The organism is Spiroplasma endosymbiont of Tricholauxania praeusta, from assembly GCF_964019535.1.
Taxonomy (GTDB): Bacteria; Bacillota_I; Bacilli_A; order Mycoplasmatales; family VBWQ01; genus Spiroplasma_E; species Spiroplasma_E ixodetis_A.
The window spans coordinates 1,355,299-1,378,170 of the sequence record NZ_OZ026450.1; the positions used below are offsets into that span (position 1 = coordinate 1,355,299).

The window sequence follows — 22,872 nt, forward strand, 5'->3', positions numbered from 1 at the left end:
TATTTTAATACTTAGTTTTTTAAATAAAGATTAATTATCCAATTTTAGTTTTAGTTTCAACATTACTTGCTAATACTGTATCCAATACATCTTGACCACCACGAACCTGATGTTGTTCTGGATCAATGCTATGCAACATAATAATAACTTGATGAGCAACATTGATTTTCATACGATTAAATAATTTTGAAGCTTCCTCAATATAAGCTTGTAAGGGATTTAACTGCGCATAACCACGCAAATGGATTCCTGCACGCAGTTTGCTTAAAGCATCAATGTGATTAGTTCAATATTGATCAAAAGTTTGTAAAATAACACTATTTTCAATTTGTTTTATAATAACATCATTTAATTTTTCTCTTTTTTCAAGATAAAAATTATAAGATTTTTCAACAATTAAATCAATATTTTCCTCAATACTTAATCGATTTAACTTTTCTGCAATTAAATCATTAGGTTTAATTAATTTATTTTCAATACCTTTAACTAATTCATCATAATCAATAAACTGTTCTCTACCAACAACTTTATTAAAAATATTTAGTAAATCACGTGCTACTGTTCTGTGCATATTTTTGATTAAATCTAATAAATCATCAGCAAGTAAAATATTATCACGTTGATGATATGTAGCTTCACGATGCTGAGCAATAACATTATCATAATCTAATAAGTTTTTTCGTGCATCAAAATTCATACCTTCAATTTTTTGTTGTGCTCTAGTAATTGATCTAGTTAACATTTTTGATCTAATATAGTCTTCACCTAAACTTGCAAAAGCTTTTTTTAATTTTTCACCACCAAAACGTAACATCAAATCATCTTCAATTGAAACATAAAATCGTGAAAATCCAGGATCACCTTGTCTTCCAGCTCTTCCACGTAATTGATTATCAATTCTTCGTGCTTCGTTTCTTTCAGTACCTAATACAGCAAGGCCACCAAGTTCAATAACACCCTTACCAAGTTTAATATCTGTTCCACGTCCTGCCATATTGGTTGCTAAAGTAATTGATCCTTTTTCACCAGCTCTAGCAATAATATCAGCTTCACGAGCATGATTTTTAGCATTTAAAATCTCATGCTTAATTCCTTCCAAAGTTAACATATTAGCAATTCGTTCTGATACATCAACATTAGCAGTACCAATCAAAATTGGTTGTCCTTTAGTATGTCGTTCTTTAACTTCTGCAATTAAAGATTTAAATTTAGCATTTAATGAAGCAAAAACATGATCGGGTTTATCTTCTCGAATAATTGGTTTATTAGTAGGAATCTTAATTACTCTCATATTATAAATTTTTACAAACTCTTCTTCTTCGGTTTTAGCAGTTCCTGTCATACCACTTAGTTTATTATATAAACGGAAAAAGTTTTGATAAGTAATAGTAGCTACTGTTGTTGTTTCTTGTTGAATTGTAACATTTTCTTTAGCTTGTAAAGCTTGATGAAGTCCATCACTATATACTCTACCAGGCATTAATCTACCAGTAAACTGATCAACTAGCACAATTTCACCATCTTTAACAACATACTCTACATCTAATTTGAAAACATGATTAGCACGAAGTGCATTTTGAATATGATGAAATAATTCCGAGTTATCAATATCAAATAAATTTTTTAAATTAAACTGTTTTTGGGCTTTATTAACACCCGTTACTGTTAATGCAATTTGACGTGATTCTCAATCAATTTTATAATCTTCAGGTATTAAAGTTTTTGCAAAAACATCTGATGCTTGATATAAAGGAGTACGATTTTTTGAACCACCAGAAATAATTAAAGGTGTTCTTGATTCATCAATTAAAACAGAGTCCGCCTCATCAATGATAGCATAATTAAGCTGACGTTGAACTTTTTCTGGATAAACCTTAACCATATTATCACGCAAATAATCAAAGCCTAATTCTGAATTAGTTGTATATGTAACATCTTTTAAATACGCTTCACGTTTTTGATTAGTAGAATGATCACGAAGACTAACGCCAATAGTAATTCCCAAAAATTCTAAAATTGGTCGATTTAATTCGGCATCTCTTGCTGCTAAATATTCATTAACAGTAATAACATGAACACCTTTACTACTTAAAGCATTTAAATAAATTGGCATCACAGCAGTTAAAGTTTTTCCTTCACCAGTTCGCATTTCAGCAACATCGCCATTATGAAGAACAATACCACCAATTAATTGAACAGGATATGGATGTAATCCACTAATTCTTCGTGCTGCTTCTCTAATTGTCGCAAAAGCTTCAACTAAAATATCATCTAAAGTCTCACCTTCTGCCAATCTGGTTCTGAATTCAACTGTTTTATTTGCTAATTCTTCATCTTTAATTTTTCTCATTGTTTCATCAAGGCTAATTATTTCCTTAACTTGTTTATTAATTTTTCGTAAAATTTTACGATCTCACATAAAGTAAATCACCATTTTTTTCTTTATTATTACTTATACTTATTATTACTTGTAAAGTAATAAAATCTTTATTATTTTAACATAAAAAAACTTAGAAAACTTAGTACCCAAAAAAAATTGTATTTATATTATATTTTTTTCTTTCTCTTCGAAGTTAGAAAAAATAATTTACTATAATTATTTTAATTACTATAAAAAACTTGATTATTATATGATTTAATATTACTTTTATTAAAAGATTCCTGGTTAATTTCTGATTTTGTAAGTTCAATAAAATTAATTTTAGATTCTAACATTTTATTTAAACTATTTTCATTAAAGGGGAGATTGTCAAAAATCCGGAATAAATTAATTCATATAGTCTTATTATTATGTTAGACAAGAAATAATTTGGATTTTTATGAAATTGTACATTCATCTTACTATTTTTTAAAAGATATTACAACTAAAATACTTATAATTAAGTTTAGTAAGTGCTAAACTTATGGAATAAAGTTAAGGAGAATTTAAAAATGAAAATTAAAACACTTAAAAAATTACAGTTATTAACTGTATCATTATTTATTTTAACTATTTTAACTTTAATTATAGGATTGTGATTAATAGGTTTATTTCATGGAAAAGAAGTAGTAATCTCGAAAGATATTTCTTTACATAAAATTTTAAAAAAAATATTTAAATATAATGGTTTTATATTATGAAGTAAATATAGTTTATATTATATTCTAAGTAATAATAACATTTCTCTTAAAAATTTTGGAAACTATTATACTGTTCATAATTATTATCATTATTCTTTATTACAATTTAAAATTGGAATTATTTTTTGTGAGATTTTAGTACCAATTTTAATATTTATAACTATATTTTTAATTTTAAGAATAGTTTATTTAAAAATAAAAATTAAAAATTAAAAATTTTTGAGACTTTATTGCAAATTGTGAAATAATCAATAATTATTACATTCATTAAAACTATGTTTCTAAATTTATCTTATTACATTTAAAAATAACCATTTTAATATAAATTAAAATATTATATGTTCTATTACCAAGCATTTCTTTTAAAACATGTCAAATATTTGTTTCAGTAAAACAACCTATATTTCACTTTGCACCTTGATTTTCAATACCTTGTTTATTATTTTTAAAATACTGTTTCTTTAATTTTTTATGATTATCTAATTTTATATATAAATAGTTAATTAATTGTTCATATTGACCATTATTAATTAAATTTTTACAGTGATTATATTCTTCTAAATATTTTTCTTTATTTCCAGCCATTATTCCAAGATATAGTGTTCTAATTAAATGAAATTTATCTAAAACAAACTGTGCACCTAGATAATCAGCAACTTCTTTAATTCATCCTGCACTATCACCACAAATAATAATTTTTGCTTGTTCAATATTTTCATAAAATTTTTGACAATGTTCTTTAACAAATTCAGCACTTTTTTTAACTCCAATTGGAGTTCTTGTTTTTCTTATAATTGCTTTTATTCTTTTATTTTGTACTGGATGGGTTACACTTTATTGGACACTAATTACGTAGACAAGTTCACAAATTAGTTAAAAGAAAGGAAAATAATTATGGCCAATATTAACTCATATTCAGATGAATTTAAAAAACAAATAGTAGCTTTATATCAAAGTGGCAAGTCAGTATCTTGTCTTGTTAAAGAATATAACGTTACAAGAGCGGCTACTTATAAATGAATTAAGCAATTTACTAATTCAGGCAGTTTTAAAACCAAAGATAATCTTTCTGATTTAGAAAAACAATTAATTCAAGCAAATAAAGAATTAAAACAATTACGAATGGAAAATGATATTTTAAAGCAAGCAGCACTAATAATAGGCAGAAAATAGAAATTATTGCAAATAATAAATCTAAATATAAAATTCGCACAATGTGTCGTTTTTTAAAACTCTCTAAATCAACATATTATTTTAATTTAAAGAAAAAAAATAAAAATCAAAATAATATTTATGATGAAGCTGTTATTAGTGCTTTTAAAGAAAATAAAGAAGTTTATGGTACTAGAAGATTAAAAGTCATACTAGCAAACCAAGAAATTTATTTATCACGCAGAAAAATTAAACAAATTATGAATAAGCATAATTTAATATCAAAATACACTAAATTATCATTCAAAAATCATCATAATAAAGTCAATGATAGTCAAATTACCAATCTTGTTAATAGAAACTTTAATAATAAAATTAAAAATGAAGTTATTGTTAGTGATTTAACTTATGTTCAAGTTAATGGTAAGTGAAACTATATTTGCTTATTAATAGACCTATTTAACCGCGAAATTATTGGACATAGTGTAGGTACTAAAAAAGATGCATCATTAGTATATCAAGCATTTATGCACTCAAATCGCTGTTTAAAAGATATTGAAATATTTCATAGCGATCGCGGTAACGAATTTAATAATAAAACTATTGATAAACTTTTATTAGCATTCAACATAACTCGATCTTTAAGCAAAAAAGGCTGTCCTTATGACAATGCTGTTGCTGAAGCAACTTTTAAAACTTTCAAAACTGAATTTATTAATGATAAAAATTTTACATCATTAATCAAATTAAAATTAGAATTATTTGATTATATCAATTGATACAACAACATAAGAATTCACAGCACCTTAAACTACCTAACTCCAGTTAATTATCAAAAACAAGTGTCTACCAAAAAACAGTCCTAAAAAGGGTTGCCATTCCACCCATCCAACAATGTTATGATTAGGTAAAGGTTTATTATTTAAAAGTGAAAATAAAGATTTATTAAATTTTTTAAATAAATTAAAAGATAAAGATAAATGAAATGAAAAATTATATCAATTTGGTATACAAAATTCATTATTAGGTAAATGTTTTTTAATATGAATGTTAACTAAAAATGGTGAATTAAGTTTAACTTTACCAAGTCCAAGTTTTATGTCACGTGTTGCTAAATTTAATGAACAAGAACAATCAGCAGAATTATTTTTTATGAATGAACAAAGTGATAATGGTAGTTTAACATGAGTAACAATAGAAAATTCAAAAGTAAAAGTTGAAATATTTAATGGTAATAGAGAAATTTTATTAGGTAGTACAAAATCAAAAATTAAACCAGAAAGTCAATTAAAAGAAAAATATGAATTAAAAAATCCATTTGGTTATTTACCAATTGTTGAAATTACAAATTTACCACAAATTCATTTTTATGGTAATAGTACACAAATGAATGCATATCCAGATTGTGCACCAGTATGAAATTTAATATGAGATTTACAACATATTATTAAACAAAAAAGAAAAGAAAGAATATTAAATTTAACTAGATTTTATGGAATTATTGATAATGAAAAATTTAAAGCTTTAAATTTAAGTGATGATTTTCAATCAATTATTAAAGATGCATTTTTAAATATTACTACTGCAAATTATGTAAAAGGTGGTAATGGTGGAGTTGATATTGTACAAGGTAATCCAAAATTTGGTGAATATTGACTTGATTATAATGGTACAGCAAAACAAATATTTAATGGTGCTGGTTATGATTATGATGAATTTAATGGTATTAATTATGAAAATAAAACTAAAACATTAATGAATAATAAATTTGATATGCAAACAACAGAAGTAAAAATAACACATTATACAACTTATTTATATAGAATGTTTGATATGTTAGTAACTTCTTCTAAAGATGAAAATGGAAAAGTATATTGAAATGGTATTGGTGAAAGACCTTATAGTTTTGAATTTATACCAATTGCTATGGTTGACCAATTAGTACAAGATGAATTAATTAATAGTAGATTAAATAATGGAACAATGTCAATAGTTGAAGCAATTAGTTTATATGAAAATATTGATACATTAATGGCAAAACAAAAATTAGAACATATTATTAATGAAAATAAATTTTTAAATAAAAATTTAGGAGATAATACAAATGATAATGAACAACGCAGTAAGAATTCAATTAATGAAAAAAGCACATCTAGCATTAAAACAAACTCAGCAATTAATTAAAAGATGTAGTTATTGAAAAATATTTCCATTTGTTATAAATAATGGTGCTATACCTTTAACTGAAACTGGTTATAAACCAATTAATAGTAAAATAAGTGATTTTGGACAATATGAATTAATATTAACTGGTAATACTCCAGTTGTATGTATTTGAAAAAATAGTACAAAAATATATCAAAAAAATAAAGGAATTATTAATCCAGAAACTCATAAAACTACTGGTCAAGATGAATTTTATACAAAACAATATAAAATTGGGGATTATTGAAATGCTTATTTAATTGATGATACAAGTGGTGTTGATTTTAATAATTTACCAAATAATCAAATATTTAAAACAGTACAAACTAAAAGACAATATACTTTAGTAATGTTTGAAGAACATATTACAATTGATGATTATTTACAATTTTTTGTTGTATTTAATGATGAAAATGAAAATATTGGTGGTAATAGTACTAAAAATCAAGATAGACAATTATTATATATTTCAAATGTAACAAATTATTATAGTCCTTATAATGGTGCATTTAGTATGCAAGTTTTAACTTTTAGTAGTTTAAATGATAGAGTAATAAGTAGTGGTCAAAATACACTTGATTTTGTACAATATGCAAGCCCAGGTAGTGGTTATGCTTTTCCTACTATTGAAAAAGGAAAAGTAACGTTAAATCGTACTTTAATGCGTGATATTGGTGTACGTTATAGTCATAGACAAAGTTATGGATTAGAATTATTATCAAGTTGTTATTATTATGGAAGACCAATAATTCAAGGTCAAGAACCTATAAAACAAGGAACAGAAGAAATATTTGAAAGTAAAGTATTTGCTTCAAGAAGATTATTTATTGCTGGTAATAATGATTTATCTACAACTGATATTAAAAATAATGGTGGTTTACTTGCTGGTATAAATGATAAAATAACAACAAGTAGTCATCCTGAAACAACATTTTATAATATTATGGATGCAAAACCAACTGGATTTACTAATTTTAAAGATTTTAAAGAATGATTAAAAACTTCATTAAATTTTCAAGAAAATTTATTTGTAACAAAAGATTTTAAAGGTATGTTAGCATTTGATAAAGATAAAGCAACAAAAAGTAATGGTACAGCAATTGGTGAAGCAAAATTCTTTTGAGATAGTGAATGAAATATAAATAATTTAACGGGTAATTATAATGTTGATATGTCAAGTAATTTTAAATATAAAGACCCAGATACTCATTTAATTATAGGAAGTCCAACTGTTGATTATAGTAAAATATCACAAAAATATATGTCTGCTATATTAAATTTTAATTCAGTTGTATTTAGTCCTTTAATACAAATGCCTTATGATTCAAATCAATGATTACCTTTTGCTTTAAGTGATATTCCTTTAATTGGTAAATTATTAAATGCTTTAACATTAGGTATTTGAAGTAGTTGAGTTATTACTCAAAATGTTCAACAATATAAAAAAATGTTATATTTTAATGGTTTTATGAGTGCATTTTTTACAAGTAATTTAGAAAGTATTATTGGTAATGGTGGTTTAATTCCTTTAAATGCATTTACAAATGATAATGATTTTACTATTGGTAAATTATTAGGTGCAAATGTTTCAACAACTGCTATGACTATGAAATTAAGTGATAGAGTAAGTGTATATCCATGAGACCCTAATAATGGTCAAAAATTAACTACAAAAGAACAAATAAGTACAGTTGATTTATCACAAAAGAAAAATAATAAAGTTTATATTTTAGCAGAAGATACTGAATTTTTAGATATAGCAAGTCCTTTTACAAATGAAGATAAAGATTGTCAATGAAATCCTACAAGTAATGGAGTTATTGATGGTTCAAATTATGCTTATATTATTGATACAATTGTAACTCAATCATTACATCAAGGAGAAGAAAGACATACATTTTATAGTGATAATCCTTTTACTTATCAAGGTGATTATAATGAAATATCAGTTGCACAATTTCGTTATAATAATATGGGTTATTTAACTGGTAATGCTTTTAATTGAACAACTTTATATAAATTAAATCATGATGAATATGAAGAAACTGAAGAAACTACATTTAGTTATCCAGCAAAAATATTACCACCAAGTCCTCAAAATATAGCAAAATCAATAATTATTATTCCAGATTTAAAAATAGAAATGACTGCAAATAATTTACCTTTAACAGACACAAGTGATATTCGTGAATATAAAGATAATACTGAAAATTGATGACTTGCTAATAAAAGCAAAGAAATTAACTTTGAAGTTGATTTAAATCCATTATTAGACCCTACATTATTAATTAAAACTTTTAATGACTTAAAAAGATATTATAAATCAGTAACTGTTTATTATAATTATGAAATTCAAACAAAAGAAGAAATACGTAATCTACATGATGATTTACCAATTAATTTTTCTACAACTGAAACTTTTAGACCAGCAAAAAATGAAAATACAAGTATAACTATTGATTTAAAAGATTTAATATTTAGAGATAATCGACCAATTACTGGTAAACATTTTGAACATTGAAATAATGGTCATCGTCAAGGTTTTGGAATTGGATATGCATATGGAATAACAGATAGTGATTATGATTTGAATGATTATCAATTTAATTTACTAGAAAGCAGAAATTCAATAAATGAAAAATTAAATAATAATTCTAATATTGGTTTTTGTATTATTAATAATAATGATTTTAAATGGAATTTTTATTTACAAGCAACATTAGGAAAAATTGAAGGTGTTATTCAAGGAATTTATGCTACTACATATAGTTATGGAATGAGATATATTGAGAGATTAAATGTAAATATTTATAAAGTAATTTTAAATGTAAGATAATTTGTTATAATAAATTAAAAAGGAAAGGATTAATATAATGTTTTTTTATGTATTTTTAGTAATTAAAATATTTGTCATTGCTTTTATGATTACACCCTTTATTTTAGGAATTACCTTAACTGGTATAGAAAAATGTAAAAATAATAATCCTTTTGGTGTATTAATTTTAACGGTTTGTTTGAATATTATTGGTACTGTAATAGGTTGTGTTTTATTATATAAAAATCAAAATCCAGAATTTAGATTTTGAAAATTTTTTTGAAATAAAATTAAAAAAATATTTACATTTAAAATACATTGTAAAAGAAAATCTAAACAAAATAATATTTCCCCACAATCTTAAAATATGTATAATATGAAAATACTTACCTAAGGGGTTAGAAAAGGTAAGTTGTATATATCAATTTATTTCATTTATATTTAAACTTAGGTTGGCACCTAATTAAAAAGTTACCTTAATTGGTAACTTTTTTGTTTATATTTTTTAATTTTAATTATAAACTTGTTATATTACTTTTAATAACATTTGTATTATTATTTACTGGTAAATTAGAATTATTAATATATGTTTTAAATTCATTTGCTCATGCTGGTATTGTTTTTAATACTTCTAATTGTTCTTTATCTCTAGTATTATAATATTGTTCTTTATACTTTTCTCTTTTTATTTCTAATTTTTCATCATTTAGTACTTTAATTTGTTTTTTTGTTAGTCAACTTATTTGATTATAATTAAGTCATGAAAATTGTTCATTTGTAAACCATTGAATTTGATTAGGTGAAAATCATCTAATTTGAACTTCACTTAATTGTTGAATTTCTTCTTTTGAAAGACTTTTTATATCATCTTCATTGAACGATTGAATTTGCTCTTTTGTCAAATTTAAATTTAAATTTTTACTATAGTTTTCATCTATATTTCTTTTTTTTCTTTCTATCTTATTTTGTGAACTTTTTTCTATTTTTTTATTTAATTTATTACCCCATTCTTGGGCTTTTAAGTGTTTTTTATAAATAATTTCAAGAACTTCATCTTTAATTTGTTGTTCTTTTTTTGGTAAATTACTTTGAATATTTGCAAAATTTGTTGCATTATTAGTAATGTTTGCTATTTGATTAGCAATTTTAATAATATCATTCATTTTTAACACCTCTTTTAAAATATAAAAAACCATTTACTTAAAAAATAAAGTAATGGGTTAAAAACTTTTTAAATTTTTTTAATATTTTATTACTTTATAAATTAATTGCAATAAATATGATATTTTAACATTTTAATGTTTCTTTAATTATTATTTACTCCTTATTTACTCCTTATTATAATTTAATTTTTCTTCTTTTGTATTTGGAAAATGATTATAATTTTGCATTAATTGATTATCTGGAGCAATAAATACTTCTATTTCACCAATATCATTTATTTTATATGATAATACTCTTCAATCTGCTATATTTATATTTTTAAAATTATTAGTATCACAATATTCATTTGTACATCTTTCTTCTGTTAATCAATAATTACCATTATGTGAAAATGATATTTCTTCATCTTTTGTATATATTATAAATCTATTATATTTATCAATATATTTTAAAAAGTCTCATAAATTCATATTATTTACTCCTTATTTTTATATTAATTTTTAATTTCTTTTATTTTATTTTTAAATTGTTTTTTATGAAAATAACACATATTAAAAAATTGAACTACACTATCTTCTATATTTACAGTTTTTAAAGTAACTAATACTTTACTATTACAATCTTTAACAATACATTTAAGTAATACTTTTTCTTGTTTTTGTTTTTGCATTATTTAACTTCCTTTTTACAAGTACATAAATTAATTGATATTTCTAAGTGTTTTAAATTTTTTAATTTTCCTATATTTTCACTAAATTCTTGTATACTTTTCATTGCATAATAATCTGTTTCAAACTTACTCATTTTATTTATTCTCCTTATTTAAATAATATCAACCAATTAATAAACTATCTGCTTCATCATGATTTGATATTGTTATATTTCAATTTTGTTCATTAATTAATTCATTTGCTAACTGTATTGAAGTATTTTTTATTCAAATAAATTCTTGTTTTTTAGGTAAATTAAAATTATTTTTTAAATTATTTACATATCATTTTTTTCATGAAGAAGGACTTATTAACATATTTTTTGTTATTAATTTGTTAAATTGTCCAGCAATAAAACCACGTAAATGTTCTTGTGTTTCATATCCAATACCATTTTTTACATGAAAAGTACCACGTTCAATAATTAAATCTAATTCATTATCATTAACTTTTATATCTCAATAAAATTGTCTTTTTCCATTATATTCTTTCAAATTATAACTTTTAACAAATATTGGTTTTCATCTTATTATAAAATTATCACTTATATTTTCTTTTTCTCATAATGTAAATCCAGTATTTTTTATACTTGGGTCAATTGAAAGTAAATAATTAGTCATCTTCATCATCACTACCTTCTAATTCTTCATTTCATTCACCTTCTTCAGCACAACAATCAGTACATATATTATCATCATATTTTTGGGTATATCATGAATTACTAAATGGATAATCACATCTTTTACAATATTTTTTATTCATTATCAAATTCACCATTTTCTAATCTATTTAATAAAATTTTAATAAAATCCATTTCACCTTTTATATATTGTTGTAAATCTTGATAAAATTTATCATTATATTGTTCTTCAACATTTTTTAATCTTTCATTTAAATAATTAATTAATTTTTCTTTATTCATTTTTATTCTCCTTATTTTTATTTAAATATTTATTTTCTACATTTTCAGATAAATTATTAACTATTATTTCTAAACATTTCATACATCAATAATTAGTTAATCAAATTCTTTTATTACAATATTTACATTTATTCATTTTTAAATACCAAATTATCTAACTTACTTATATTTTCTTCTAATTGTTGAAAATTTGTATTATTTTCAATTACATTATTAATATTTGGATTATCAATATATATTTTTTCATTTTCAGTAATAATTGCTTGGTCACTTTCATATGCAATTTGCATTTCAGTACTCATAATTCCCCATTTTCTTAATAATTGAGTTAATACAGTTTTTAATGCCATACTATCAAAATCACTAACAATAAATTCTTTATTTTTTGCATAAGTTTTTGAATATTTTAAAAAATGTTTTTCTATTTGTTTTTTTGACATATAGCTAACGAAAGTAATGTTTACTCATATCTTGAAAAACAAAATCAATCGCGTTTTTAATATTTGGTCAATAATTTGGTAATATTTTTCTTATATTATGTTTTATAGCAAATCAAAAATGTTCAATTGGATTTAAATTAGGAGAATATGGTGGAAGAAATAATAGTTTGCATCCAACATTTTCAATTAATTGTTTTGTTGCTTTAGATTTATGAAACGTCGCATTATCTAAAACTATAATTTGTCCACACTTTAATACTGGAATTAGTATATTTTTAACATATGATTCAAAAATTTTACTATTGCAATGTCCTTCAAATGCTCATAGAGCTTTTAATTTACCTTTATTTAGTGCACCAATTATACTCATTCTCTTTATTTTATATGCAGGTTTATTATCAAATAATCTTTTACCTTTTTCAGACCAACCATATTTATAAAATTCATTATCATCAATTCCAGATTCATCAATATATACCAAATCTTCATTCATTATTTTCGCTATTTCTTTTAAAAAATCTTCTTGTTTATTTTTATCTCTTTGTTCATATAGAAAAGTTTTTTTTATATGTATAATTTAGTTTTTTGAAATAGTTATAAACTGTTTCTTTTGTCATATCACCAAATTTTTCAATTACTTTTTGAACTGTAACATCTTTATTTTCTGCTAAATAATTTTTTAATTCATCTAAATCCTTTATTTTGTGGCTATGTCCTTTTTGATAATTCAAAATTGGTTTTATATTTCCGGTTTTTTGCTTTCTTTTTCTTCATAAAAATAAAGTCTTTCTAGTGATATTGAACACTTTACAAATTTCTTTAATTTTCATGTTTTTACTTTCATAAACTTCTATTACTTTTCTTCGTAAGTCCTCACTGTATGGTTTTGGCATAATTTAATCTTCCTAATCTATTTTAATTATTGCTGAATTATACTTGTAAGTGCAAGAATTGTTTAAATTACATATTATTATTTTACATTATTTATGAGTAAACATTACTTTCGTTAGCTATATATAAAGTTTTTTCAAAACCATTTACTAACTGAAAATATGCTACATAACCAATAATAGGTTGTTTTAATCTTTCTAAATCATCTTGTATTCAATTAAATTCAATTCCCTTAAGTCTATCTATTTTTTTAATTTCTGTTAATCTAACATCACTTACATTAATTTCTTTATATTGTTGTGAACGTAATGCTAATTGAATATAACCTTTATATCCCATTTGAAATTGAGCATTATTTACTTTTGTGTTATTATCTCAATAAGGTACAATATAACAATAACCAAAATTCTTTTCTAATGGTAAATTCAATAATACTGCTTGATAACAACTATTAATAATAGTATCTGGATATGCTTTATCTAAACCATATTGATTTGAAATTGCTAATACATTACTTTTAAATTTTTGTATTTCTAAATTATTAATAATACCTTTTTGTCTAATAAATTTTTCTACATTACCATTATTAATATTTTTAACTAATAATTCATTTGCCATTTTATTTTAATTCCTTTCATGTTCAAATTGCTTTTTCTCATTCCATTAATAATTCATTTGTTATTTCAACTTTAATTAATTCAATTTCATTTTCTTTAACTCAACATATAAAATGAATATTTGATAATTCATAATTATTATTTTTTAATAATCAATAATACGCTATTATTTGTAATTTTGATTTTTCTAATAATTCTTTAGTAAAAACTTTATAAGTTTTAAAATCTACTATTATATTTAAATTATTTTCTTTATAAATTAAATCTGGTGTTCCAGCAACTATATCTGCATTAAACATTTTTTCACTAATATATTCATTATTATTAATAAATTTAGTAGGTAAATATTCTAATAATGTATAACAATAATTTAAATAATTTTTTGGAAATAAATCTTTAATATAATTTTTAATTTGATTAGTTATATTTTTAATATTTATATTTTGAAAATATAATTCTGCTACTTTATGAACTGCATTACCTCGAATTCTTGCATTATGAATATTAAAACAATATTTACATTTATTACATTTACAATATGAATTACCCAAATAATAATCAAGTATTTTACTTACTGATATTAATTCTTTATTTTTTATAAAATATTGATGTGTTTCTTTTTTAAAAATTAAATTATTTTTTTGATTATTTAATTGCATTTTTAATTAAATCCCTTACAAAATTATTAATTGTAATTTCTTTTTTTACACAAAGTTTTTTTAATTCATAATGGTCACTTTTAGTAAGTCTAATAATAATTTGTTTAGTTATTAAATCTTCTGGCTTCTTTTTAGGAGCTGCTACCATATTTATTCATCTCCTTTAACCTTTAATAATTCTTTTATAATCAATAATTGCTTGTTCTAATTTATTTACATCTTCATATATAAAATAATCATTACTAATTTTTAAATCCCCATCATTATCAATTTCAAAATCAAAATTTTCATATTTACTATTAAATTGTTCTTGCAATTCTTCAAATTTTTCTATTAATTTCATTGCATTTTGTAATTCTAATTGATTCATTATATTTACACTCCTTTAAAATTTTCTAATTGTAATTCATTAATATAATGGTTATATAACCTATCATAGTTATCACTTGTTAAATACATATCATTTTCAATCATGTCATTAATACATTTATTACAATAATAAGAATTATCAATTTCACTAAATCAAATATATTTTTCATTATGAATATTACATTTCATTATTTTCACTCATTAATTTATAAAAACATTTATTACAAGTTCTATTTGCAAATGATGAATTTTTATGACAAATATCACATGAGCCAAATATTTTTATTTCTTCATATTTTATATATATTCTTTTATCTTCTTTTAAATTCAACATAAATTAATTCTCTCTTTCTATAATTTTTAATATTTCTTGTATTTCAATATATTTTTTATTTTTAAGTAATTTTTCATTACATAAATTTTTTATTAATTCTATTTTTTCAACATTTAATAACATATTAATTTCCTTTAATACTTTAAATAAAATATTTTTTCATTATGAGTATTTATATCTTTCATTGGTGTAACAATATAATTTATTGCTAAATCATTATCATTATATGGATTATTTATTTTAAAACTTTTCATATCTTGTTCTCATGTAATGTTATATTTAAAACATTCTTGATTATTATTATTTTTAAAAATATAATAACCATTATATTCTTCATAAAATTCACAAGATATTAATTCATTTTCATTTGTAGTAATATCTGAAATATTTTTTATATATTTTAAAATTTCACTACCTTTAATACTTTCAATATCTTTTGTAATTGATTTTTTACCTAATTTATAATTAAAATCTTCAATTATTTTTAATGTTATTTTTTTATTATTTTTATTAATAATAGTATCTTTAATTGGAAATCATGTTTCATATTCACCAATTTCTAATAACATACCTTTAGTTGTTTCTCTTACTTTATTTTTAATATCTAAATTAACATTAATCATTACAAATCCTTTCTATGTATAAGCCTTATCACCTACAGTGATAAAAGGCTTATATACTACTAACCACTTATCTATCTACTACGTATAGGCTTATGCTACTGTAAGTAGCAAAGCCTAGGAGGGTAGGGGTTCTAGGGGAAGGGAACCAAAAAATATCAAGTTTTAAAAAAGCATGACAAAAATTACTATTGGGTAATTCCAGCACAATAGCCTACATAATTTTTTATTTAGTTATGTAATAATTAATTACTTTAATAAAGTGCTGGTTTAATAAAATAATTAATTATAATTGTTAAACAATTAAAAATGAGAGAATTATCTCTCAAGTTATTTTTATAAAATATACCAATTTTTTATTCGGCTAATTCATTAGACATATTCCATAATTAAATTTAATCAATTGTCAATAATACTTTTTATAAATTTTTTAGTGTTATTAATTATAAAAGTTAATATTTTCCGAAAAAATAGTTTAAAAATAAGTTTCTATTTCGAAAATAAAAAAATGTTAATAATATTTTTATATTAACTTGATAATAATTTCAATTTTAAAAAATATATTTTTGATTTTTTTTATTTTAATGGTTTTATTTTATTAAAAATTTTACAAAGTAAGTTAAATCTTAAGTACATAAGTCTAAATTTACTTTTTCTACATTTATTTACTAAAATTTTGAATCTTTTTAATCAAGCAAAAACATGTTCAACTTTGATTCTAATTTTAGATACAATCTTATTATATTTTCTTTCTTGTTTAGTTAATTTTTTATTTTTACTTTTTTTAATTGGTATTATTGTATTTTCATAAATATTTTGTATACCTTGATATCCTAAATCACCAATAATTATTGTATTTTTAGAAAATACAAGATTTGAATTTTTTAATATTTGAAAATCATGCACTTTGCCATTATCAGCAAAAATATCAACAATATTTTTATTAAAAAAATCATATACAATTTGAAATTTTATAGAATACATTCAACTTTTACCAGAAAAATATTCTAACTGTAGTTTTTTTTAGTTGGTCTTTCAATTTCAATCTCAGTTGAATCAATTAAATAAAATTGAAATTCATTTAAATTTTCTTGTTTTTTATCATTTTTTGATTTATATTTTTCTTTTAAAAATTGATAATCTCTATCATTACTAAGTTTATTTTCAACTCAAGTAATATTTCGAAAACAGCTTGAAGGACTCATTTTATATTTAATACTCATTTGAAAAAAAGTATAATATTCTTTTCAATATTCAAGTGTCATCATCAATCTTTCTTCAACTGAAAGTTTATTTTTTCGACCTTTAGTTTTTTCTAATTTTTCTATTTCAATTAATTTTTCTAACATTTCATTAAAATGAAAATGTTTTATACCAAAATATCTATAAAATTTATCATTTTTTAATTTTTTTAAATTTTCAAAAGCCATATTTATCAACACCTTATTAATTCATTAATAAAATAAATTATAAAATTATTACTTGATTTTTCAAAAAAATAATTACGGAATATGTCTATTAATAAACGATTTAAGTACAATTACATCAATTCGAGATTGTATGTATTGAACTTTGTTATTTTTATAAGGAAAATATTTTTTACCATAATATGTTATAGTTGAACCACTATCTGTTTTTCTTTTAGAAAATCTTGAAAGATAAATATTTATTTCTTCTTGTGTAGGAGCTTTAACCATAGCAGATTTATTATCATCAATAGGAAAGGCAAACTGTTTATTAAAAACGTTTATGTACATTTTGAGAAATTGATTAGCTTCATCTAATGTTTTAATTTTATTAAGTCGTAATTCACTAATTAATCGACTTTGAAGTGTTCCAAATAAACGTTCAATTCTACCTTTAGCTTGTGGAATTGAAGTTCTAATTATTTCAACACCCAAATCATTACAGCATTTTTGGAATTGAGTATAAGTGTCATTTTCTGTGTTTATTTTACCTGAATCAATTTTTTTCTTATATCCAAAAACTGTTCTATTATCAGTATAAAATGTTTTTGGTATGCCATAATTAGTTAAAATTTGATAAAAAACATTATAATAACCATCTAATGTTTCTTGATGATCAAATCATAGTCCAACAATATTTCCTGTAGCATCATCAATTGCAGCATGTAAAAATGATTTTGGTTTATCGTTACCAAATCAATGATGATTACTTGCATCCATTTGAATTAATTCACCAAAATTTGTTCTTCGATTTCTTGTTGGATGTAAGTTATTTTTTTTATTTTTATGTCTTTTTGGTGAAGTAATTTTTTCTTTGATTAATATAGTATAAAGTGTGCTATATGAAATTTTAATTTTTTCTTCATTCATTAATTTCTCATGAAAATGTTGAAAATTAAAATTATAATATTTTGTTTTATACAAGTTGATAATCTTAATTTTGATTTCAAAATTTGTTGCCTTATTAGAAATTGTATTGCGAGATTTATGAATAAAACCAACTTTACCTTCTCTATTAAAAATTTGAATTAATTGGTTAATTCTTCTAATAGTTAGATTAAGTTTATTCTTGGCTTGATGTTTAGATAATTTATTAATAATAATATCATTTATAATTTTGTACTTATATTTTTCTTTCATAGTCATGCTTCTTTCCATTTTTATCACCAAGTATATTTAACTTCACTTTTGGGAAATTTTTACTCGATAACTAATAGGAAATTATCACTAAATAATGACACATTTAAAAGCATACTTGTAAAAATAATCAAAAATAGTACAATTTATAAGTAAAATTAAGAAAAAAGGAAGAATTTAAATGAGTACAAGGTGTAAAACAAGAAAAAAAGTAAAAAAAAATAAAAAAACAAAATAAATTTAAAAATCAAAATTGTGATTTATTAATAAATAAAGTAAATAAATATAAAGAAGAAAATACTAATCTTATTTTTTGTCAAAAAATGTTGTGTCCACAAGAATGAAGTAATGTTATAGAAATTAAAGAACTTGGAAAATTTTTTTTCTGCTTTGAGCATGCAGATGATTTTGAAGAAAAAGAATTACCAAAAATTTTAGATAATTTACCTGATGAAAAACTTGAAAAAATTATTAAAGCAAATCAAGAATAATTTTTAAATCCATACAAAAATGTAATTAGGGGAAAAAATAATACTACTGTGAAAAAAAGTATCTTCACATTTGCTATATAATAAATAATTCCAACAAAATTAATAGTATAGGTCTCACAAAATAAACGCCTTTAATTTAGGTGTTATTTTGCATTTAAAAGCATACTTGTAAAAATAATCAAAAATAGTACAATTTAAAAGTAAAATTAAGGAAAAAAGGAGTAATTTAATATGAAAACATGAATAAAAACAAATTTAAGTAAAATAACATTAGCATTAGCACTAACTGGTGCAACAACTGGAACAATAGGATTAATCATGGGGGGGTGCTTACCAATAAAATGGAAAATTACTATTTAAAACCAAATGGAGAAAAAGTATTAGGTACAACTACAATTTGATGAAATAAATGATATAGCCCTGATAAAACTAGATTGTATTTTTCAAAAATTAAACATCATGATGAAGATGTAAAATGAGATGGTACTTACACAAATAATTATTTTGAATAATTAAATTTCTAAGTTAATATAAGAAATATTTTCATTATATTTATCGAATAAATTAATATTTTTTAAATCAATTTCTTGTTTATCTGTTATTAAAATAAAATCATAATTTCCGGAACCAAAAACACCACTAATTTCAATCCGATTTAGATTATTAATCGGATTTTCGATTTGTAATTCAAATTCACTATTATTATCAATTTGTGATATTTCTTTATAAAATTCCAATTTAGAAAATAATTGAGATTTATTTGAACCATATAAATTTAAAGCATTTTCAATTTTATTATTACTAATGATTAATTTTGTAAAATATTTTCCATATTCGCCATTTGCTAATGTTCAATCTGATGGAATTAATGAAGGTATATTATTAGTTTCTAGTTCATTGGTTATAGATAATCAATTAAATTGATTATCGTCTAATTTAAATAATTCATTTTGACTAATATCATTATTTCTTAGTTTAATGTTATTCATATCTGTAAAATCAAAATACTCAGATTTTAATATAACTTTGGTATCTTTAAATCTTCAAATATCTTTACCAGTAGGTTTTATTGGACTCGATTTTAATTCAAAATAATAGGGTAACAAAATTTTATTATCATCATTTAAAACTTTATTAATTGACATAATTGAATAAATATTATTTGATAACATAATTACTAGTTTCTTAAAAATATGAACTTGTGGTAAATTTATATAATTTGGATAATCCAATTTTCATTGTTTAAATAAATTAGTTATTACTTCTTCTGGTTTTTGTCCTTCAAATTTTGCTCTTAACTTTGCAATTTCATTGTCTGGAACACCTTTATCATCATATGTTGCACCATCAAAATTCCTATTATAATTATATGTATAACTTAGCATATCTAATAATAGTTGTTGTAGACTGTCAATGGGTGGTTTATCATTTATTTCAATTTCAATATCATTAAAGTTCTGTGATAATTCAATAACAATATTTCTACTTGGATATGGTGGGTTTGGTTCTCGATGACTATATAATAAATATTGTTCATTCTTTTTCATTTCAAAATCAGCTAATTTTTTCGGTATTGGGGATGGTCCATCATATTTACCAATTTTTGCATATGTTATTTTTGCATTATTAATAATTTCTTTTCTTGTTTCAGTTCCACCACCAATAGCAATTAAATCTAAAACTGATTTTTCTTGTCCAATAAATTGTTTTGCTAAATTTCAAGGTAATATTTGTTCACTAAATCATTGTTGTAATATTCTAACTTTTGGTTGAGTTTCAATAGGCATTGATAATAGTGGAAATGCTATCTTATCCTTGATAAATAACTTTGGGTATACTTCCATATTATCAACTTCACCAAGTACCTTTATATTCCCGAAAATCATGCTTCTAGGGGCTTTAATTTTTAAACCAATTACTTTTGTATCTTTGTCTAATGGTTTTTGTAATTTAATAATTATTGGATAACCATCTCTTGTTTTAAAATCTTTAATTTTAATAATAGTAATACTTTTAGTACTCCTTGTTTTTGGATTTTGATAAGGTTGTGAATAATTATTAATAATATATAAATTATCAATATTATTTTCAGTTAATGATTCATTAATACTAACTGCATATAACTTAAATTGATTTAATAAATTTATTTCTTGAAATATTAAATTTTTAATATCAGTCATACTATATTCAATTGTATTATCATTAATATTTGTACTTGCTCTTTGATTTAATTGCATAGTAAAATCAGATGTTTCAACAGCAGTAGTTTTTAATACTTTTTCAATATCAATAAATCCGATTTTAATAGTATTTGCTGAAAATTTTAAAGTATTATTTTCATTATTTTTAAATAAACGTTCAATTTCATAAATATAAATTGTTCTTTTTTTAAATTCATCGTATGCTCTATTAATATCGGGGTCACTAGTTGCTCTCATCATATTAGTAAAGTCATAAGGAATATTATCAATTAAATAATCATTTTCTACTTCTGCTTGATTAAGTTTAGTTTGTTTCTGTGGAAATTTCGTTTGTGGTTTGTTGTTGTTTTCCATTGTTTTCTCCTATTAATTGGTTATTTTCGGGATTAAATAATTTTAATCTCACTGTTAAATTATTAATTTCTTGTTCATCATTAATATTAAATGTTTTACTATTTAATAAGTCTTTATCTAAACGTACTAATATTTGAATAAATTTAAGAATATCAATATTAAATTGTCATAATTTTTGTTCAATATAGTTAATAGTTGAAATATTTACTGCTGTACTTTCGGGAACTGATTGTTGTGCAGATTTCTTTTGACTTGGTATATGAATACCACAACGTTTAAATATTTCATTAACATTTCAATCGTATATATCAGTTAAATTTTTACCTTTAAAATTACTATTTGTCATATTAATATTTTCATTTTGTTCGTTATTATCTCCACCACTTTTAAATATGTAGTTTTTAGTAACCAAAGTTCTTACTATTTGTTCTAATGCTGATTGAACATTCCCATAAGTTTGATTAAAAATAAATTTAGGTGAGTTTAAAATAGTATCTAAAACAATTTGTTCATAAATAACATCTAATGCTTTAATTTTATCCATTACTTTATCACAATCTGCTAATTCATTTGCTTTATTTCGCATAATTGCTATTGGTATATAATTAATATTTAGTGTTTGTTCTTGCTCTAAATTTGGATTATTAATGAATGATTTAAAATCTAATGGAAATTGTTTTTTATTATCACTAATACTATAAATTGCACGATTAATAGTTACTTGTTCATTATTTAATGTATAAATTTCAAATAATCTTACATTTTGTGCATTTTGTTGATAACTATCATAAAAAATAGTACATTGAATTAATTTACCGGTAATATCATAAACTCTTTGTTGAATATCTATTACTTGAAAATATAAATCATCATTAGCAATAAAAATTAAATAACCACTAATTCCTAATTTGCTTAATTTAAAAATAGAATTTCAATTTTTTCTATAAAATTCTTGCTGAATTAAGTATTTTTTAATAGTTTCATTATTAATATCTAATGGAGCATTATATAAATTAGCATTATTTTCTGCTACAAAATCAGTAAAATAAGTTTCATGGTTAAAATCATTAAAACCAAAATAATTTAAAATAGAAGCATGTGTACTTTTATTTTTATTAGTTAAAAATTTTACTTTTTCATTTTGATTATCACTAGTATTTGTTTTATCTTTTCTTTTAAATAAACTTAACATAATATTCACCACC

General features: G+C 21.9%; 32 protein-coding genes and 1 pseudogene. 8 read left to right on the top strand and 25 right to left on the bottom strand.

The features are described from left to right. Positions 1–34 precede the first annotated feature (34 nt). A complete protein-coding gene (secA, locus tag AACK96_RS07490; RefSeq protein WP_338974175.1) occupies positions 35–2,419 on the bottom strand; it encodes a preprotein translocase subunit SecA in 2,385 nt (794 codons plus the stop codon). Positions 2,420–2,931: 512 nt separating this feature from the next. On the opposite strand from secA, the gene AACK96_RS07495 reads away from it, so the two are divergent. After that, the gene (locus AACK96_RS07495) at positions 2,932–3,333 is read left to right on the top strand and encodes a hypothetical protein (protein WP_338974177.1); all 402 of its coding nucleotides are present in this window, start codon (positions 2,932–2,934) and stop codon (positions 3,331–3,333) included. A gap of 60 nt (positions 3,334–3,393) precedes the next feature. Here AACK96_RS07495 and AACK96_RS07500 read toward each other — a convergent pair whose 3' ends face one another. Beyond that, positions 3,394–3,705, bottom strand: coding sequence for a hypothetical protein (locus tag AACK96_RS07500; RefSeq protein ID WP_338974178.1), 312 nt, complete (start codon positions 3,703–3,705; stop codon positions 3,394–3,396). A gap of 309 nt (positions 3,706–4,014) precedes the next feature. On the opposite strand from AACK96_RS07500, the gene AACK96_RS07505 reads away from it, so the two are divergent. The 4 genes from AACK96_RS07505 (at position 4,015) to AACK96_RS07520 (ending at position 9,656) form a co-directional block, all read left to right on the top strand. Beyond that, positions 4,015–5,138 (top strand): IS3 family transposase gene (locus AACK96_RS07505; protein WP_338973306.1). Its coding sequence is split into 2 segments (ribosomal slippage): positions 4,015–4,258 and positions 4,258–5,138, totalling 1,125 coding nucleotides; the frame shifts between segments, so codons are not numbered across the junction. A gap of 28 nt (positions 5,139–5,166) precedes the next feature. Beyond that, positions 5,167–6,456: a hypothetical protein gene (locus tag AACK96_RS07510; RefSeq protein ID WP_338974180.1), complete on the top strand. Its 1,290-nt coding sequence runs from the start codon at positions 5,167–5,169 to the stop codon at positions 6,454–6,456. After that, positions 6,377–9,313: a hypothetical protein gene (locus AACK96_RS07515; protein WP_338974182.1), complete on the top strand. Its 2,937-nt coding sequence runs from the start codon at positions 6,377–6,379 to the stop codon at positions 9,311–9,313. Before AACK96_RS07510 ends, AACK96_RS07515 begins: the two co-directional genes overlap by 80 nt. 37 nt (positions 9,314–9,350) lie before the next feature. Beyond that, positions 9,351–9,656 (top strand): hypothetical protein, encoded by a 306-nt coding sequence (locus AACK96_RS07520; RefSeq protein ID WP_338974184.1) that lies wholly within the window; start codon positions 9,351–9,353, stop codon positions 9,654–9,656. Between the two features lie 151 nt (positions 9,657–9,807). On the opposite strand, the gene AACK96_RS07525 is transcribed toward AACK96_RS07520, so the two are convergent. From AACK96_RS07525 to AACK96_RS07625, 21 genes and pseudogenes are all read right to left on the bottom strand, one after another. Then, the gene (locus tag AACK96_RS07525) at positions 9,808–10,455 is read right to left on the bottom strand and encodes a hypothetical protein (RefSeq protein ID WP_338974186.1); all 648 of its coding nucleotides are present in this window, start codon (positions 10,453–10,455) and stop codon (positions 9,808–9,810) included. A gap of 165 nt (positions 10,456–10,620) precedes the next feature. After that, entirely contained in the window at positions 10,621–10,926 is a 306-nt protein-coding gene (locus tag AACK96_RS07530; protein WP_338974188.1) for a hypothetical protein, read from the bottom strand. A 23-nt stretch (positions 10,927–10,949) separates the two neighbouring features. After that, positions 10,950–11,126, bottom strand: coding sequence for a hypothetical protein (locus AACK96_RS07535; RefSeq protein WP_338974191.1), 177 nt, complete (start codon positions 11,124–11,126; stop codon positions 10,950–10,952). After that, positions 11,126–11,260 (bottom strand): hypothetical protein, encoded by a 135-nt coding sequence (locus AACK96_RS07540; RefSeq protein WP_338974192.1) that lies wholly within the window; start codon positions 11,258–11,260, stop codon positions 11,126–11,128. Before AACK96_RS07540 ends, AACK96_RS07535 begins: the two co-directional genes overlap by 1 nt. Position 11,261: 1 nt before the next feature. Next, positions 11,262–11,786, bottom strand: a complete 525-nt coding sequence (locus AACK96_RS07545) for a hypothetical protein (RefSeq protein ID WP_338974194.1) — start codon at positions 11,784–11,786, stop codon at positions 11,262–11,264. Further along, complete coding sequence (locus AACK96_RS07550; protein WP_338974196.1) at positions 11,779–11,928, bottom strand: hypothetical protein; 150 nt, start codon at positions 11,926–11,928, stop codon at positions 11,779–11,781. The genes AACK96_RS07545 and AACK96_RS07550 overlap by 8 nt, the downstream gene beginning before the upstream one ends. Further along, positions 11,921–12,088, bottom strand: coding sequence for a hypothetical protein (locus AACK96_RS07555; RefSeq protein WP_338974198.1), 168 nt, complete (start codon positions 12,086–12,088; stop codon positions 11,921–11,923). Before AACK96_RS07555 ends, AACK96_RS07550 begins: the two co-directional genes overlap by 8 nt. After that, complete coding sequence (locus AACK96_RS07560; protein ID WP_338974200.1) at positions 12,081–12,224, bottom strand: hypothetical protein; 144 nt, start codon at positions 12,222–12,224, stop codon at positions 12,081–12,083. Before AACK96_RS07560 ends, AACK96_RS07555 begins: the two co-directional genes overlap by 8 nt. After that, entirely contained in the window at positions 12,217–12,528 is a 312-nt protein-coding gene (locus tag AACK96_RS07565; protein ID WP_338974202.1) for a recombinase RecT, read from the bottom strand. The genes AACK96_RS07560 and AACK96_RS07565 overlap by 8 nt, the downstream gene beginning before the upstream one ends. Positions 12,529–12,532: 4 nt before the next feature. Further along, positions 12,533–13,105: an IS630 family transposase gene (locus tag AACK96_RS07570; protein WP_338975134.1), complete on the bottom strand. Its 573-nt coding sequence runs from the start codon at positions 13,103–13,105 to the stop codon at positions 12,533–12,535. Further along, positions 13,062–13,421, bottom strand: coding sequence for a helix-turn-helix domain-containing protein (locus AACK96_RS07575; protein ID WP_338973555.1), 360 nt, complete (start codon positions 13,419–13,421; stop codon positions 13,062–13,064). The genes AACK96_RS07570 and AACK96_RS07575 overlap by 44 nt, the downstream gene beginning before the upstream one ends. 91 nt (positions 13,422–13,512) lie before the next feature. Further along, positions 13,513–14,037 carry a recombinase RecT gene (locus tag AACK96_RS07580; RefSeq protein ID WP_338974204.1) on the bottom strand — a complete coding sequence of 175 codons (525 nt, stop codon included), beginning with the start codon at positions 14,035–14,037 and terminating at the stop codon, positions 13,513–13,515. 1 nt (position 14,038) lies between these two features. Further along, complete coding sequence (locus AACK96_RS07585) at positions 14,039–14,695, bottom strand: PD-(D/E)XK nuclease family protein (protein WP_338974205.1); 657 nt, start codon at positions 14,693–14,695, stop codon at positions 14,039–14,041. After that, the gene (locus AACK96_RS07590; RefSeq protein WP_338974207.1) at positions 14,682–14,843 is read right to left on the bottom strand and encodes a hypothetical protein; all 162 of its coding nucleotides are present in this window, start codon (positions 14,841–14,843) and stop codon (positions 14,682–14,684) included. Before AACK96_RS07590 ends, AACK96_RS07585 begins: the two co-directional genes overlap by 14 nt. A gap of 15 nt (positions 14,844–14,858) precedes the next feature. Continuing rightward, positions 14,859–15,065 (bottom strand): hypothetical protein, encoded by a 207-nt coding sequence (locus AACK96_RS07595; RefSeq protein ID WP_338974209.1) that lies wholly within the window; start codon positions 15,063–15,065, stop codon positions 14,859–14,861. Between the two features lie 5 nt (positions 15,066–15,070). Continuing rightward, a complete protein-coding gene (locus AACK96_RS07600) occupies positions 15,071–15,253 on the bottom strand; it encodes a hypothetical protein (protein WP_338974210.1) in 183 nt (60 codons plus the stop codon). After that, positions 15,243–15,398 (bottom strand): hypothetical protein, encoded by a 156-nt coding sequence (locus AACK96_RS07605; RefSeq protein ID WP_338974212.1) that lies wholly within the window; start codon positions 15,396–15,398, stop codon positions 15,243–15,245. The genes AACK96_RS07600 and AACK96_RS07605 overlap by 11 nt, the downstream gene beginning before the upstream one ends. 134 nt (positions 15,399–15,532) lie before the next feature. Then, positions 15,533–16,021: a hypothetical protein gene (locus tag AACK96_RS07610; RefSeq protein ID WP_338974214.1), complete on the bottom strand. Its 489-nt coding sequence runs from the start codon at positions 16,019–16,021 to the stop codon at positions 15,533–15,535. Positions 16,022–16,594: 573 nt separating this feature from the next. Then, positions 16,595–17,002, bottom strand: a complete 408-nt coding sequence (locus AACK96_RS07615) for a transposase family protein (protein ID WP_338973314.1) — start codon at positions 17,000–17,002, stop codon at positions 16,595–16,597. 23 nt (positions 17,003–17,025) lie between these two features. Continuing rightward, positions 17,026–17,448 (bottom strand): transposase family protein, encoded by a 423-nt coding sequence (locus tag AACK96_RS07620; protein WP_338973316.1) that lies wholly within the window; start codon positions 17,446–17,448, stop codon positions 17,026–17,028. An 87-nt stretch (positions 17,449–17,535) separates the two neighbouring features. Then, a pseudogene (locus AACK96_RS07625) lies at positions 17,536–18,642 on the bottom strand (ISNCY family transposase); the annotation flags it as partial. A 302-nt stretch (positions 18,643–18,944) separates the two neighbouring features. Here AACK96_RS07625 and AACK96_RS07630 point away from each other — a divergent pair. The 3 genes from AACK96_RS07630 (at position 18,945) to AACK96_RS07640 (ending at position 19,624) form a co-directional block, all read left to right on the top strand. Beyond that, positions 18,945–19,112: a hypothetical protein gene (locus AACK96_RS07630; protein ID WP_338974218.1), complete on the top strand. Its 168-nt coding sequence runs from the start codon at positions 18,945–18,947 to the stop codon at positions 19,110–19,112. A 231-nt stretch (positions 19,113–19,343) separates the two neighbouring features. Continuing rightward, on the top strand, positions 19,344–19,472 hold the full coding sequence (locus AACK96_RS07635) for a hypothetical protein (RefSeq protein ID WP_338974220.1): 129 nt from the start codon (positions 19,344–19,346) through the stop codon (positions 19,470–19,472). Next, positions 19,454–19,624 (top strand): hypothetical protein, encoded by a 171-nt coding sequence (locus tag AACK96_RS07640; RefSeq protein ID WP_338974221.1) that lies wholly within the window; start codon positions 19,454–19,456, stop codon positions 19,622–19,624. The genes AACK96_RS07635 and AACK96_RS07640 overlap by 19 nt, the downstream gene beginning before the upstream one ends. On the opposite strand, the gene AACK96_RS07645 is transcribed toward AACK96_RS07640, so the two are convergent. Together AACK96_RS07645 and AACK96_RS07650 are read right to left on the bottom strand one after the other, a co-directional pair. Then, entirely contained in the window at positions 19,625–21,667 is a 2,043-nt protein-coding gene (locus AACK96_RS07645) for a hypothetical protein (RefSeq protein WP_338974222.1), read from the bottom strand. Further along, positions 21,618–22,859, bottom strand: a complete 1,242-nt coding sequence (locus AACK96_RS07650) for a hypothetical protein (RefSeq protein WP_338973974.1) — start codon at positions 22,857–22,859, stop codon at positions 21,618–21,620. Before AACK96_RS07650 ends, AACK96_RS07645 begins: the two co-directional genes overlap by 50 nt. Positions 22,860–22,872: the final 13 nt, after the last annotated feature.